A 13,078-nucleotide genomic window follows, 5' to 3' on the forward strand; every position below is an offset into this window, starting at 1 on the left:
TCATCCCTTCGGGGTCGAGGAGAGCAGTTCGACGTTGCCGTCGAACTGCCAAAGCGGGTTGGGTTGGTCCCCTTCCGGGGTCCGCACCTGGAAGTAGCCGTTCACTTCCTTCGGCCCGTCGCCGTCGGCGACGAACCGCCCGTCTGCGGTGACATCGAGCTGGTAGATCGCCTGTCCGGCGGCAGCGATGCCAGGGAGATGCCAGGTGACGACACAGCGCCAGTCGTTGCCGGCGCCCTCGGCTTCGACCCGGCCGCCGCCCTTGGCGCATTCCGTGGTGGCGGCGAGCTGGTCCTCGGTGACGTCGGGACGGTTCAGCTGCGCAGCCTGGATCCGGTAGAGGTGCGCGAACTCGACCGACAGCGACTGCTGCAGCTTCGCCTGGTCGATGCCCGATCCGGACGCGGGCGTGGCGGCCGCGACGACCGCCGTCGTCACGCCGATCAGCGCCACCAGCGGGACCAGGCCCGAGGTGACCACGCGACGGCCGGCGCCGTCGTAGCTGAGGTCGGTGAAGTCGCGCCGCAGGAACAGCAGATACGCCAGGCTGGTCGCGCCGGCCGCCCACACCAGGCTCACCGCGACGCTGATCAGCAGGGGTCCGAGCTGTGCCGGGTCGGTGAAGAGCCCGTTCCAGGAGATGAACGCATACGTCGGCAGCGCGAGCCGCACCACCACCGGCAGCGGCAGCAGCTGCGCCACCGCCATCACCAGCGCCACCACCGCGGGCAGCAGCAGGCCCATCGGCGACCGTCCTAACGCGACAGAGCCGAGGAGGCCGATGCCGGCCAGCGCGAGGGTCGGGGCGAGCACCGAGATCCAAGCGAGCGCGACTTTCAGCGCGGCGTCGCCGGAGGACAGCAGGTGTCCGTCGAGGCCGATCAGCGGCTGGTCACCGACTCCGAGCAGGCCGCCGGCTGTGCTGGACACGGCGAGCCCGGCCACCAGCAGCACGATCACGGTGAGGCTGGCGAACGCCTTCGCCGCGAAGATCCGCTGGTACGAGCGCATCGCGACGAGAAGGTGCCGCCAGGTGCCGAGCCGGTCTTCGGCGGCGAAGACGTCGCCGGCGACCAGCGAGGTCAGCAGCGGGAGCGCGTAGCTGCCGGCGAAACCGAGCAGCACCAGCGGACCGGCCCAGCCGGTCTGGCTCATCAGCCGGCCGAACACGGTGTCCACCGGCAGGTCGCTCTGCTGGCTCACCGCGGCGACGAACACCGCCGGGGCGATCCAGCAGGCCAGCAGCAGCAACCGGATCCGCCACTGGGACAGCAGCTTCCGCAGTTCGAACCGGTACCCGCGGCCCAGCCCGACCGGGCGGACCGGCGCGGGTGCCGGGGCGGCCTCGGCGACGGTCATCGCTTGCCCTCCTGCTCGGTCAGCTCCAGGAACGCCGCCTCCAGCGGCGAAACCACCGGAGCCAGTTCCCGGATGCCGATGCCCTCGCCGACGAGCCGCGCGACGAGGGCGTCCAGCGCGGGCGTCAGCCCGCTGATCACCAGCACGTCCGCCTGGCCGCGCGGGGTCTGCTTGTCGTCGATGCGCAGCTTCGGCACGTCCCCGGCGATCCGGCGGGCGGCTGCCTGGTCCGAGGTCGCCAGCCGGTAGGCCAGGCGGCGGTCCTCGGACTGGAGTTTCGTCACCGGGCCGGTGAAAACGACCTGGCCGGCGGACAGGATGGTGACCTCCGAGCAGAGCGCTTCCAGGTCGTCCATCCGGTGGCTGGAGAGCACGACCGCGGTGCCCTCGTCGGCGAGCCGGCCGAGCACGCCGTGCACGTGTTTCTTGCCGGCCGGGTCGAGGCCGTTCGACGGTTCGTCCAGCACCAGCAGCTTCGGTTTGGCCAGCAGCGCGGCGGCGAGCCCGAGCCGCTGGCGCATCCCGAGCGAGAAGCCGCGCACCCGGTCGTCGGCCACGTCGGCGAGCCCGACCTGGGCGAGGATGTCATCGATGTCGACCCGCTCGCCGCGCAACGAGGCCAGCGCGGCCAGGTTCTGCCGGGCGGTGAGCGACGGGTAGAGCCCCGGCCCGTCGACGAAGCCGGCGATGCCGTCGGGGGTCGCCAGCGCCCGGCCGACCGGGCGGCCGAGGATCTCCAGTTCGCCCTCGTCCGCGACGGCCAGGCCGAGCAGCAATCCGAGCAGTGTCGTCTTGCCCGCTCCGTTCGGGCCGACCAAACCGTGGATCTCGCCGTAGGCGACATCCAGGTCGACGCCGTCGAGTGCGACCACGTCGCCGAAACACTTGGTGATCGCGCGGGCTCGCACCGCGTCGCTTGCGTTCATGGTCCCCACTTTCCGAAGCCGTGAGGAACTTAGGCACGACAAGTGACGCGCGGACCGGTGCGCGGTTGAACGTTGGGGAAACCCCGGAGAGCGGATTCCGGCATCTCCGAACTAATCGGGCTTATCCGACGCGCGAGGTATCCTGGATCAAGGCATCGGACCGCGTGCGCTCGGCGTGGTCGTGCACCGGCGTGGTGATCATCAGCTCGTCGGGATCAGCGGCGGTGGCGACTGTCCGCAACGATTTCCGTAGGGTCGCCGGGCATCCGATGTGGACTGGCCGTCGTCGGCCGACGAGCCGGGAGCTGCGTCTTCCGGGCGGGGCAAGCGGATCCGCTTCCCGCGCGATCGGCTGAGCGTCTTAGCCCGAATGGAGCGCGCGAGTCAGCCGGGCCGTCGGTGTCCGCCGCGATCGCCGCGACGCTGACCACAATGGACGGTTCGGGCAGCGGGCCGGGGCGGAAGGTCTCCCGGCAGATCCGGGTCGCGTCCGGGTTGAGGTGGCAGGCGAAGGCGCAGTCCGGCGGCGCGATGCGAAGCCCTGCCGGCCGTCAGCTATTCCGTTGGGCAGGATCCTGCTCGGCCTGAATCCCGTGCTGGCGCGCGTACACGATGGCCTGCGGGCGGTCACGGCTGCCGGTCTTGGCGAAGATCTGGTTGATGTGGGTCTTCACCGTGGAGCGGCTCAGGTACAGCCGGGCGGCGATCTCCGCGTTGGACAGTCCCTCCGCGATCAGGCCGAGCACTTGGCCCTCGCGTTCGGTCAGGCCGCCGGGGAGGGCGGCGTCCCTCCCGGGGCGGCCGGGATCGTCGCGGCGGCTTGCCTGGATCAGCCGGGCCGCCGCGAGCGGATCGAGCATGGCGTGGCCGGAGGCGGCGGCTTCGATGGCGCGCTGGATGTCCGCGGCCGAGGCGTTCTTGGTCAGGTAGCCGATGGCACCGGCCTCGAGTGCGGCGAGGACCGAGTCGTCGTCGGTGTAGGTGGTGAGGACCACGACGGCGGTGGCCGGGCGTTCGGTCCGCAGCCGGCGGGTGGCCTCGACGCCGTCCGTGCCGGGCATGTGCAGGTCCATCAAGACCACGTCGGCCTCCTGCTCTACCGCCAGAGCGACGGCCTGCGCGCCGTCCGCGGCCGTACCGGCGACGTGCACCCCCTCGACGGCGCCGAGGATAGTGGCCAGGCCCGCGCGCACGACCTGGTGGTCGTCGGCGATGATCACGGAGATCGGGGTGGGGCTCATCGGTTGCTCCCGTCGCTGCGATCACCCAGATTGCCTGGTCGGCAAGGGATGCGTGCGGTGACTCGCCATCCGCCGTCAGGTGCGGGGCCGGCCTGGAGAGCGCCGCCGGCCTGCTCGACGCGTTCCCGCATGCCCTGGAGCCCGAATCCGCCGCCGCTCGCGCGCGATGCCGGTGATGTGTCCGGGCTTTCGGCAGGTCTGGTGTTGGCGACCTGCACGGTCACGTCGTTCGGCCCGAAGCAGACCCGCACGCTCACGCTCGAGGCCGGGGCATGTTTAGCGGCGTTGGTCAGGGCTTCCTGCACGAGCCGGTAGAGCGTGAGCGTGACGTCGGCATCGAGCGCTTGCCAGCCGCCCTCCAGCGCGAGATCTGCCTGATGGAGTTCGCAGAGCCGTTCGAGCTGCGCGGCCAGCGGCGCGCTCCCTCCGCGCAGCGCGCGGACGGCTTGGCGTGCCTCGTCCAAGCCGGTGCTGACCAGCTCGTGGCCCAGCTCGATCTGCTCGACAAGTTTCTCGCGCGGCGCGTCGGTGCGGGCGAGGGTGTCGATCGCGGTGAGCTGGATCGAAAGGGCGCCGAGGGTGTGCGCGAGCACGTCGTGCAGCTCGCGGCCGAGACGGTTGCGCTCCCCGGCCAGGTCCGCCTCGGCCTGGGCGACCTCGGCACGCTGCCGCTCGGTCGCGACCAGTGTACGGTGCCGGGCACGCTGGTCGATCTCGCGCCGGCTGGCACCAGCCACCAGCCCGGCAAGGGTCACCGCGGCGGTGGCCAGCAGGCGGCCGGGAAAAGGCCCGTGCGGGATCGTTGCGAGGCAGTAGGCGACGGGACCGGCCATCGCCAGCACGAGAGCGGCGGCCGGATCGAACGCGACGGCGGCGATGCTCGCCGCGACGCCGGTGAAGATCAGCCCATTGGCTTCGGTGGCAGCGAGCACCGCCCCGGCCGCGCACATCACCGCGACCGCCGCGGCCACCCGCGCACCCCGGGTGACGACGATCAGAACGAGCCAGGCCAGCGCGGCGACGGCGAGTGCGACGGGTGCCACGATCCCCGCGCCGGCGGGGAGCGTGACGACGTTGATCCAGATGGACACTCCCAGACCCGCCAGCATGGCCGCGACCCGCGCCCGCGGGTCGCGGATCATCCCGCTCAGCCCGATCCCGGGATGATCCTCGGCCGGCCTGAACCTGCTGGTGATACTCATCGCCCCGGATTATCCCTGCCCACCGCGCCCGCCGGGCGCACCCGAAGCGCGCGGGCGAGCCGGACGAAGCCGGCGACCATCGGCATCACCGCGTACCGGCCGGCGCGCGGACGGAGCCCGTTGCCGATCCCTGCGCCGCGACCGTGCCGGCCTGGGCCAGGCAGGCCCGGCCACGCGTCCACAGCCCAAGACTGCGGAAGAGGCTCATACTCACCGACAGGAAGATGAAGGCGTTCGTCAAAGCGGCCTCGCTCAGGTGATGGGCAGCCAGGAAAACGCCGAGTTCCGCCGGAAAGAGGTGCTGGGCGCCATAGGCGAAGCCGAGCCGGGCAGCGGTCACGGCGATCCAGACCGCCGCGTAACCGGCCCCCGAGCGGCTGACCGCGGCGGGCCTGCCCTGCCCGGGCGAGGTGCGCGGCCAGCGGCGCCGCCAATCCGGCTGGTAGCGGACCGACACCAGCAGCGGGCAGACCGAGAACAGCCCGAGCGCCGCCCCGACCAGCGCGCTGGCGCCCTGCAGCAGCAGGTCGTCGCGGCCGGTGGGCAGTGAGGTGAAGAAGAACGGCACGATCAGGGCGACGCCGACGAGCGGCCGTCCCACCCGGACCCAGCCGATCTTGCGGCGGCCGAGATCGGACTCGAGCACCACCGCCAGGATCGCCAGTTGCATGATCACGATGTTCGCTGTCATGCACTCACCCTCGCCGCGACGCCCCGTTCTGCCATCGGCCTCCGGGCTGGTCACCGGGTGGAGATGCGAGGACGGGGGGTGGAGAACCGGGTCCACCCCCTCCCCCCGGCTGCTGCTGCCGGAACCGGCCTCCCGGCCCGGACGCGGGCGGCTCGGCGGAAGCCTCAGCCGCAACCCTTGCCCCGACCCAGCCAGATCGTATATCTTTTGAGATATCTTCCCCGCCGACGACGACAACGACTCCCGGGCAGGTCACCGCTATGCACCCCTCGTCCAGCCGCACCCCGCCGGAACGCCCGGGCAAGGTCATCGCGCTTCATCTCAACTACCCCTCCCGCGCCGAACAACGTGGCCGCACCCCCGCAAAACCCTCGTACTTCCTCAAACCGGCCACCTCGATCAGCTCGTCCGGCACCCCGATCGAGCGTCCGGCCGGCACCGAACTGCTCGCCTTCGAAGGCGAGATCGCCCTGATCATCGGCAAGCGGGCACGGCGCGTCACCCCGGGCGACGGCTGGTCCCACGTCTCCGGCGTCACCGCTGCCAACGACTTCGGCGTATATGATCTGCGGTACGCCGACGGCGGCTCGAACCTCCGTTCCAAGGGCGGCGACGGCTTCACTCCGCTCGGCCCGGACGTTCTCCCCGCCGCCGGCATCGACCCGAAGAACCTCCGGCTCCGCACCTGGGTCAACGGCGAGCTCGCCCAGGACGACACGACGAAGGACCTCATCTTCGACTTCGGCACCCTGGTCGCCGACCTCTCCCAGCTCATCACCCTCGAACCGGGCGATGTCATCCTCACCGGCACCCCGGCCGGCTCCACCGTCGTGCAGCCCGGCGACGTCGTCGAAGTCGAAGTCGGCCACGACGACCAGACGACCGGCCGGCTGGTCACCCCGGTCGCCGAGGGCGCCACGCCGCTGCCGGAATACACCGCCCAGCCGAAAACCGACGACAACCAACGCGAACAGGCTTACGGCACCAGGGAATCCGCTGGTCTCCCGCCGGCTTTCGCCCTCACCGACGAGCTCAAAGCCAAGCTCGCCAGCGTAGGCACCGCCACCCTCTCCGCCCAGCTCCGCAAGAGGGGCTACAACGCCGTCTCCATCGACGGCCTGCGCTCCACTCGCCCGGACGCCAAACTCATCGGCCGCGCGAGGACGCTCCGCTACGTCCCCTTCCGCGAAGACCTCTTCAAGTCCCACGGCGGCGGCTACAACGCCCAGAAACGCGCGATCGACTCCCTCCACCCCGGCGACGTCCTCGTGATGGAAGCCCGAGGAGAAAAGGGAACCGGCACGGTCGGCGACATCCTCGCGCTGCGCGCCCAGGTCCGCGGTGCGGCCGGGATCGTCACCGACGGCGGCGTCCGCGACCTCAATGCCGTGGCGGCGCTGGACATTCCGACCTACCACGCCGGCCCGCACCCGGCCGTCCTCGGCCGCCGCCACGTTCCCTGGGACACCGACGTCACTGTCGCTTGCGGCGGCGCGACCGTCCAGCCGGGAGACGTGATCGTCGGTGATGCCGACGGCGTCCTGGTCATTCCGCCGCACCTGGTCGAGACCATCGCCGACGCGGCCGTCGAGCAGGAACGCCAGGAAACGTTCATCGCCGAGCAGGTCGCGGCAGGGGAAAGCGTCGACGGCTTGTACCCGATGAACGACCACTGGAAAGCCAGGTACGCGCAGTGGCACCGGTAACCGGAGAGAGCAAGTCGCAACGGGCGTACCGGTGGCTGAAAGAACGCATCGCCAACCGGACGTTCGGCCCCGGCTACCGGCTGGTGCTCGGCCAGATCGCCAAGGAACTGGACGTCAGCGTAGTGCCGGTGCGCGAAGCGATCCGCTTGCTGGAAGCCGAAGGACTCGTCACGTTCGAGCGCAACGTCGGCGCTCAGGTGGTCATGGTCGACGAGACCGCCTACGAGCACACCATGCAAACCCTGGCGCTGGTAGAGGGTTTCGCCACGTCCCTCTCTGCGCCCAGACTGTCCTCTTCGGACATCGAACGGGCGCGCACGATCAACGAGCAGATGCGCCAGTCGCTGGAGAGCTTCGAACCGCACCGGTTCACCGAACTGAACCAGGAATTCCACTCGGTCCTCTTCGAACCGTGCCCCAACCCGCACGTGCTCGACCTGGTCCACCGCGGCTGGCACCGGCTCGCCGCGCTCCGCGATTCCACCTTCAGCTTCGTCCCGGGCCGCGCGCACGAATCGGTCAAGGAACACGAACAGCTCCTCGTCCTGATCGAGCAGCACGCCGATCCGCTCGAACTCGAAATCGCCGCCCGCCGGCACCGCACCGCCACCCTCGACGCCTACCTCGACCGCCGGGCCGCCGCGTCCAGCGCGACCGCGCGCGAAACAACCTTGCCCGAAGCCACCCGGAAGGACCGCACCGCATGAGGTTCCGCAGCACCCCGAGCGCCATCACCGGCTCGATCGCCCCGCTGATGACCCCGTTCCTCAGCACCGGGGAGCTCGATCACGAAAGCCTGGCGAACCTGGTGAACTGGCAGATCGCGTCCGGTTCGCACGGCGTCTCGATCGGCGGCTCCACCGGCGAGCCCGGCGCGATGACCGTCGCCGAACGCGCCGAGTCGATCCGCACCGTGGCCAAAGCGGTCGACGACCGGGTGCCGTTCATGCCCGGCACTGGTTCCGCGAAGCTGGACGAGACGCTGGAACTCACCTCCGCCGCGCGCGACGCCGGCGTCGACGCCGCGCTGATCATCACCCCGTACTACGCGCGGCCCACCCAAGAAGCGCTTTACGCCTGGTACGCCACGGTCGCGAAGGAATTCCCGGACCTGCCGATCGTCGCCTACAACGTGCCGAGCCGGACGTCGGTCGACCTGGCCCCGGAAACCGTCGCGCGGCTGTTCCGCGATTTCGACAACTTCGTCGGGATCAAGGAGACCACCAAGGACTTCGAGCACTTCTCCCGCGTCCTGCACCTGTGCGGCAAGGAACTTCTCGTCTGGTCCGGCATCGAGCTGCTCTGCCTGCCGCTGCTCGCGCTCGGCGGCGCCGGATTCGTCAGCGCCACCGCCAACATCGCGCCGGCCGCCAGCGCCGAGATGTACCAGGCGTGGACCGAAGGCGATTTCGACCGGGCCCGCGAAATCCACTACGGCCTGCATCCGCTGGTCGACCTGCTCTTCGTCGAGACCAACCCGGCCCCCGGCAAGTGGGTGCTCGAGCAGCGCGGCCTCATCCGGTCCGGCTACGTGCGCCCGCCGCTGATCACCCCGACCGAACCCGGGCTGGCCCGGATCGCCGACCTGATGCGCCAAGGCGAGCAGTACCTCTCGCCCGTCGACGGCTTCACCGCGGAAGGAAACTGACCATGACCGCGCACCACGTTCCGGACGACCTGCCAGAACACCTCCGCCACTACATCGGCGGCGCCCCCGCCGACAGCGTCTCAGGCGACACCTTCGAGGTGCTCGACCCAGTCACGAACCAGCCGTACCTGACGGCTTCGGCGGGCAAGGCCGAGGACATCGCGCTCGCGGTCGCCGCCGCGAAGGAAGCCTTCGACCACGGTCCGTGGCCGAGGATGGCGCCGCGCCAGCGCGCCCGGGTGCTCAACAAGATCGCCGATCTGGTGGAGAGCCGCGACAAGCGGCTGGCCGAGCTGGAAACCTTCGACACCGGCCTGCCGATCACCCAGGCGCTCGGCCAGGCGCAGCGCGCGGCGGAGAACTTCCGGTTCTTCGCCGACCTGATCGTCGCGCAGGCCGACGACGCCTACCAGGTGCCCGGCAAGCAGATCAATTACGTCAACCGCAAGCCGGTGGGCGTCGCCGGGCTGATCACGCCGTGGAACACGCCGTTCATGCTGGAGAGCTGGAAGCTCGCGCCAGCGCTGGCGTCCGGCTGCACGGTGGTGCTCAAGCCAGCCGAGTTCACGCCGCTTTCGGCGAGCCTGTGGGCGGACATCTTCCGCGAGGCGGGCGTTCCGGACGGAGTGTTCAACCTGGTCAACGGGCTCGGCGAGGAAGCAGGCGACGCGCTGGTCAAGCATCCGGACGTCCGGCTGATCTCGTTCACCGGCGAAACCACCACCGGCGAAACGATTTTCCGCAACTGCGCGCTCGGCCTCAAGGGCATGTCGATGGAGCTGGGCGGCAAGTCCCCCGCCGTCGTGTTCGCCGACGCGGACTTCGAAGCGGCACTGGACTCGACGCTGTTCGGCGTCTTCTCGCTCAACGGCGAACGCTGCACCGCGGGCAGCCGGATCCTCGTGGAACGCCCGATCTACGACGAGTTCTGCGCCCGTTACGCCGAGCGCGCCCGCGACATCGTCGTCGGCGACCCGCACGACCCGGCCACCGAAGTCGGCGCACTGGTGCACCCGGAGCACTTCGAGAAGGTGATGAGCTACGTCGAAATCGGGAAGAGCGAAGGAAAACTGCTGGCCGGCGGCGGTCGCCCGGCGGGCTTGGACACCGGGAACTACGTCGCCCCGACGGTCTTCGCCGACGTAAAGCCGGATGCTCGGATCTTCCAGGAAGAGATTTTCGGCCCGGTCGTGGCGATCACGCCGTTCGACACCGACGAAGAGGCGCTCGCGATGGCCAACGACGTCAAATACGGCCTGGCCGCGTATGTCTGGACGGCCGACCTGACGCGTGCGCACACCTTCGCACAGGGCATCGAGGCCGGAATGGTCTGGTTGAACTCGCACAACGTGCGCGACCTGCGCACGCCGTTCGGCGGGGTCAAGGCGTCCGGCCTCGGCCACGAGGGCGGCTACCGCTCGATCGACTTCTACACCGAGCAGCAGGCCGTGCACATCACGCTCGGCGACGTGCACACCGCGCGCTTCGGAGCCGGGAAGGACAAGGCATGAACACCACGCCACCTGATGTCATCCGCTGCGCCTACGCCGAACTGATCGTCAGCGACCTGGCCAAGTCGCGCGAGTTCTATGTGGACGTGCTCGGCCTCGTCGTGACCTACGAGGACGACGACGCGATATATCTGCGCGCGTTCGAGGAATACCTGCACCACTCGCTGATTCTGCGCAAGGGCGCGGAGCCGGCGCTGGCCGTGCTCGCGTACCGGGTGCGCGGCGAGGCCGAACTTGACGTCGCCGAGGCGTACTACCGGGAACTCGGCGTCGAGGTGCGCCGCGTCGCGGCCGGGACGACTCGCGGAATCGGCGAAGCGGTGCGTATTCTCGACCCGCTCGGCTTCCCGGTCGAATTCTTCTACGAGGCCGAGCACGTCGAGCGTTTCACCCAGCGCTACGACGTGCACGGCGCGGGCGCGCTCTCGCGACTGGACCACTTCAACGTGAACACCCCGGACGTGCCTGCCGCGCGGAAGTACTACGAGGGCCTCGGTTTCCGGGTGTCGGAAGACATCGTGGACGACGAGGGCACGGTGTACGCGGCGTGGATGTTCCGCAAGCCGACCGTGCACGACGTCGCGCTCACCGGCGGCGCGGGCCCGCGGCTGCACCACCTCGCGTTCGCGACCCACGAGCGGCACCAGATCCTGCACATCTGCGACCACCTCGGCGCGGTCCGGGAATCGGACCGGATCGAGCGGGGCCCGGGACGGCACGGCGTGTCGAACGCGTTCTATCTCTACGTGCGGGACCCGGACGGCCACCGGATCGAGATCTACACCCACGACTACTACACCGGCGACCCGGACAACCCGGTGATCAGCTGGGACGTGCACGACAACCAGCGGCGCGACTGGTGGGGCAACCCGGTGGTGCCGAGCTGGTACACCGAAGCGTCCCGGGTGCTCGACCTGGACGGGAAGCTCCAGCCGGTGATCGAGCGCACGGCGACGAAGGAAATGGACGTGACGATCGGCGCGGACGGGTTCTCCTACACCCGCGCCGACGAGCAGGGTTTCAAGCTGGGCGAACAGGTCTGAGGTCCGGCCCTCTCCGTGAAGGGCCCCTTCCGGGACTTAGATTCTCTCAAGGGGCCCTTCACGGACAACTGCGGCGGCACTTCGATGGAGCGGTGCGGCTACGCCGACTCGAACCTCGCTCGGCCAGATCCCGGCCCGGCACAGATCGCGGGCGCGACGTGAAGCCGAGGCGTGGGAGTTCCGCGGCGGGCCGTCCGTTTCAGGCCGGCCGGTCGATCCGGCCCGGCATCGGGTCGCCTTCGGCCGAACCCGCCGGGAACGGCGGCGTCAGCCCGGCGACGCTGTTCTCGCCGGGGTCTCGACAGTCCTTTCCGGACTGCCGAGACCCCGCCGCGTCACCCGGCGCGCTTCGTGGCCCGTCCGGAGTGGACATACGCCGCCCGCCCGGAACCGTCGTCGCCCAGGAACACGAACGGCAGGTAGAAGCCGCTGTGCGCCTCTTTGAGGATCAGCGAGTCCTCGGCCCATCCGACCAGCTCCACCTTCGACCCGGAGCCGAATTCCGCCGCCTTGCCCTTCGGCCGATCCTCACTCCAGATCCGGCCTTCGTCGTCCTGCGAGATCACCACATCCCCTACCTCGCTGGCGTACGTGCCGAGATACCGGTCGGCCGAGAACGACACCGGCTCGGCCGGCGGCCGCGGCAGCGACGGCAGCTCCACCCCGGTGAGTTCCTTGACCAGCACCGGAACGACGTCGGCGTACAGCGGCACCGTGTTGCCGCCGTTGGTCAGCAGCACCACGGCGACGTTGTGTTCCGGCACGAGACGCAGGAACGCGGCCTGGCCGATCGTGTTGCCGTCATGGCCGTGCACCTGCCCGCTCGGCGTGTCGAACAGTTCCCAGCCGAGCCCCCATTTGTCGCCCAGAATCCCCAGCCGGGGCAACGTGACCTGCGGCCGCAGCATCGCCGCCGCGCTGTCGGCGCTGAGCACCTCGCCGCCGCCCGCGAGATGCATCCGCCCGAACGCCAGCAGATCCTCGGCGGTCATCGCCAGCATCGACCCGGCCGGGCCGTTGGACCGCAACATCGACCAGAACGGCGCCGGCACGAGATCCGCGCCGGGCTCCGGTTCGAGGTGCCCGATCGCGGCACGGAACCGGATCGCGTCGTTCGCCGAAGGCGAGAAATGCGTCAGGCCGAGCGGTTGTGCGAGATGGTCGCGAAGGCAGTCGTCGTAAGGCTTTTCGCGCAGCACCTCGACCAGCCGGCCGAGCACCACGTACCCCGCGTTGTTGTAGGAGAACAGCTCGCCCGGAGGGAAGAGCTGCGCGACCCCGTCGAGCGTCGCGACGAACTTCTCCACCGCGTCGTCGCCAGGCCCGGTGTCGGTGAACAGATCGCCCTCGAATCCGGCGGTATGACTGAGCAGCTGCCGCACGGTGATCGCCGCCGCGGCCTTTTCGTCGCCCAGCTTCAGACCGGGAAGGTACCGCCGGACCGGCGCGTCCAGATCGACGAGGCCCTCGTCCACGAGCTGCAGGACGAGCGTCGCCGTCCACACCTTGGTGATCGAGCCGATCTGGAAGACCGAATCGGTCGTGGCGGCGACGCCGGTGCCGAGGTTGAGCACCCCGGCGGCGGCGACCGCCGTCTCGTCGCCGACCGCCACCGCGACTGCCGCCGCCGGGACTCCGTGCTGTTCCAGCAGGGCGGGCAGCTGCTGCTCCAGCCTGCGAAATGCGTCGAGCTTGTCCATAGCCCGCAACGTAGCCCGCGAAAACGCGGAAAAGTTCGTCCTCCGGAACGA

General features: G+C 69.9%; 11 protein-coding genes. 5 read left to right on the plus strand and 6 right to left on the minus strand.

The genetic code is table 11. The features are described from left to right. From AMYBE_RS0122225 to AMYBE_RS0122250, 5 genes are all read right to left on the minus strand, one after another. A complete protein-coding gene (locus AMYBE_RS0122225; RefSeq protein ID WP_020661594.1) occupies positions 1-1,359 on the minus strand; it encodes an ABC transporter permease in 1,359 nt (452 codons plus the stop codon). Further along, the gene (locus tag AMYBE_RS0122230) at positions 1,356-2,285 is read right to left on the minus strand and encodes an ABC transporter ATP-binding protein (protein ID WP_020661595.1); all 930 of its coding nucleotides are present in this window, start codon (positions 2,283-2,285) and stop codon (positions 1,356-1,358) included. Before AMYBE_RS0122230 ends, AMYBE_RS0122225 begins: the two co-directional genes overlap by 4 nt. Before the next feature lie 551 nt (positions 2,286-2,836). Beyond that, positions 2,837-3,526 carry a response regulator gene (locus AMYBE_RS0122240; protein ID WP_020661597.1) on the minus strand — a complete coding sequence of 230 codons (690 nt, stop codon included), beginning with the start codon at positions 3,524-3,526 and terminating at the stop codon, positions 2,837-2,839. Continuing rightward, the gene (locus AMYBE_RS0122245; protein ID WP_084470119.1) at positions 3,523-4,728 is read right to left on the minus strand and encodes a sensor histidine kinase; all 1,206 of its coding nucleotides are present in this window, start codon (positions 4,726-4,728) and stop codon (positions 3,523-3,525) included. Before AMYBE_RS0122245 ends, AMYBE_RS0122240 begins: the two co-directional genes overlap by 4 nt. Positions 4,729-4,813: 85 nt before the next feature. Continuing rightward, positions 4,814-5,398, minus strand: coding sequence for a hypothetical protein (locus AMYBE_RS0122250; RefSeq protein WP_154676275.1), 585 nt, complete (start codon positions 5,396-5,398; stop codon positions 4,814-4,816). A gap of 281 nt (positions 5,399-5,679) precedes the next feature. Here AMYBE_RS0122250 and AMYBE_RS0122255 point away from each other — a divergent pair, with 281 nt between their 5' ends. From AMYBE_RS0122255 to hpaD, 5 genes are read left to right on the plus strand one after another with little or no spacing between them, the layout of a single operon-like run. Next, positions 5,680-7,125 carry a fumarylacetoacetate hydrolase family protein gene (locus AMYBE_RS0122255; RefSeq protein WP_020661600.1) on the plus strand — a complete coding sequence of 482 codons (1,446 nt, stop codon included), beginning with the start codon at positions 5,680-5,682 and terminating at the stop codon, positions 7,123-7,125. After that, positions 7,113-7,832 carry a GntR family transcriptional regulator gene (locus AMYBE_RS42140; protein WP_020661601.1) on the plus strand — a complete coding sequence of 240 codons (720 nt, stop codon included), beginning with the start codon at positions 7,113-7,115 and terminating at the stop codon, positions 7,830-7,832. The genes AMYBE_RS0122255 and AMYBE_RS42140 overlap by 13 nt, the downstream gene beginning before the upstream one ends. After that, positions 7,829-8,773 carry a 4-hydroxy-tetrahydrodipicolinate synthase gene (gene dapA / locus AMYBE_RS0122265; RefSeq protein ID WP_020661602.1) on the plus strand — a complete coding sequence of 315 codons (945 nt, stop codon included), beginning with the start codon at positions 7,829-7,831 and terminating at the stop codon, positions 8,771-8,773. Before AMYBE_RS42140 ends, dapA begins: the two co-directional genes overlap by 4 nt. 2 nt (positions 8,774-8,775) lie before the next feature. Then, positions 8,776-10,284, plus strand: coding sequence for a 5-carboxymethyl-2-hydroxymuconate semialdehyde dehydrogenase (hpaE, locus tag AMYBE_RS0122270; RefSeq protein WP_020661603.1), 1,509 nt, complete (start codon positions 8,776-8,778; stop codon positions 10,282-10,284). Continuing rightward, positions 10,281-11,327: a 3,4-dihydroxyphenylacetate 2,3-dioxygenase gene (gene hpaD / locus AMYBE_RS0122275; RefSeq protein ID WP_020661604.1), complete on the plus strand. Its 1,047-nt coding sequence runs from the start codon at positions 10,281-10,283 to the stop codon at positions 11,325-11,327. Before hpaE ends, hpaD begins: the two co-directional genes overlap by 4 nt. Positions 11,328-11,662: 335 nt before the next feature. Here the strand turns inward: hpaD and AMYBE_RS0122280 are convergent, their stop codons facing one another. Continuing rightward, complete coding sequence (locus tag AMYBE_RS0122280; RefSeq protein WP_020661605.1) at positions 11,663-13,027, minus strand: serine hydrolase domain-containing protein; 1,365 nt, start codon at positions 13,025-13,027, stop codon at positions 11,663-11,665. Positions 13,028-13,078: the final 51 nt, after the last annotated feature.

It is taken from the genome of Amycolatopsis benzoatilytica AK 16/65, from assembly GCF_000383915.1.
Lineage (GTDB): Bacteria > Actinomycetota > Actinomycetes > Mycobacteriales > Pseudonocardiaceae > Amycolatopsis > Amycolatopsis benzoatilytica.

What these genes read in the sequence shown, in the direction of transcription:
- AMYBE_RS0122240 (WP_020661597.1), bottom strand. Translation starts at nt 3,526, where the DNA reads ATGAGCCCCACCCCGATCTCCGTGATCATCGCCGACGACCACCAGGTC.
- AMYBE_RS0122245 (WP_084470119.1), bottom strand. Translation starts at nt 4,728, where the DNA reads ATGAGTATCACCAGCAGGTTCAGGCCGGCCGAGGATCATCCCGGGATC.
- AMYBE_RS0122255 (WP_020661600.1), top strand. Translation starts at nt 5,680, where the DNA reads ATGCACCCCTCGTCCAGCCGCACCCCGCCGGAACGCCCGGGCAAGGTC.
- AMYBE_RS0122250 (WP_154676275.1), bottom strand. Translation starts at nt 5,398, where the DNA reads ATGCAACTGGCGATCCTGGCGGTGGTGCTCGAGTCCGATCTCGGCCGC.
- dapA (WP_020661602.1), top strand. Translation starts at nt 7,829, where the DNA reads ATGAGGTTCCGCAGCACCCCGAGCGCCATCACCGGCTCGATCGCCCCG.
- AMYBE_RS0122230 (WP_020661595.1), bottom strand. Translation starts at nt 2,285, where the DNA reads ATGAACGCAAGCGACGCGGTGCGAGCCCGCGCGATCACCAAGTGTTTC.
- hpaD (WP_020661604.1), top strand. Translation starts at nt 10,281, where the DNA reads ATGAACACCACGCCACCTGATGTCATCCGCTGCGCCTACGCCGAACTG.
- AMYBE_RS0122225 (WP_020661594.1), bottom strand. Translation starts at nt 1,359, where the DNA reads ATGACCGTCGCCGAGGCCGCCCCGGCACCCGCGCCGGTCCGCCCGGTC.
- AMYBE_RS0122280 (WP_020661605.1), bottom strand. Translation starts at nt 13,027, where the DNA reads ATGGACAAGCTCGACGCATTTCGCAGGCTGGAGCAGCAGCTGCCCGCC.
- hpaE (WP_020661603.1), top strand. Translation starts at nt 8,776, where the DNA reads ATGACCGCGCACCACGTTCCGGACGACCTGCCAGAACACCTCCGCCAC.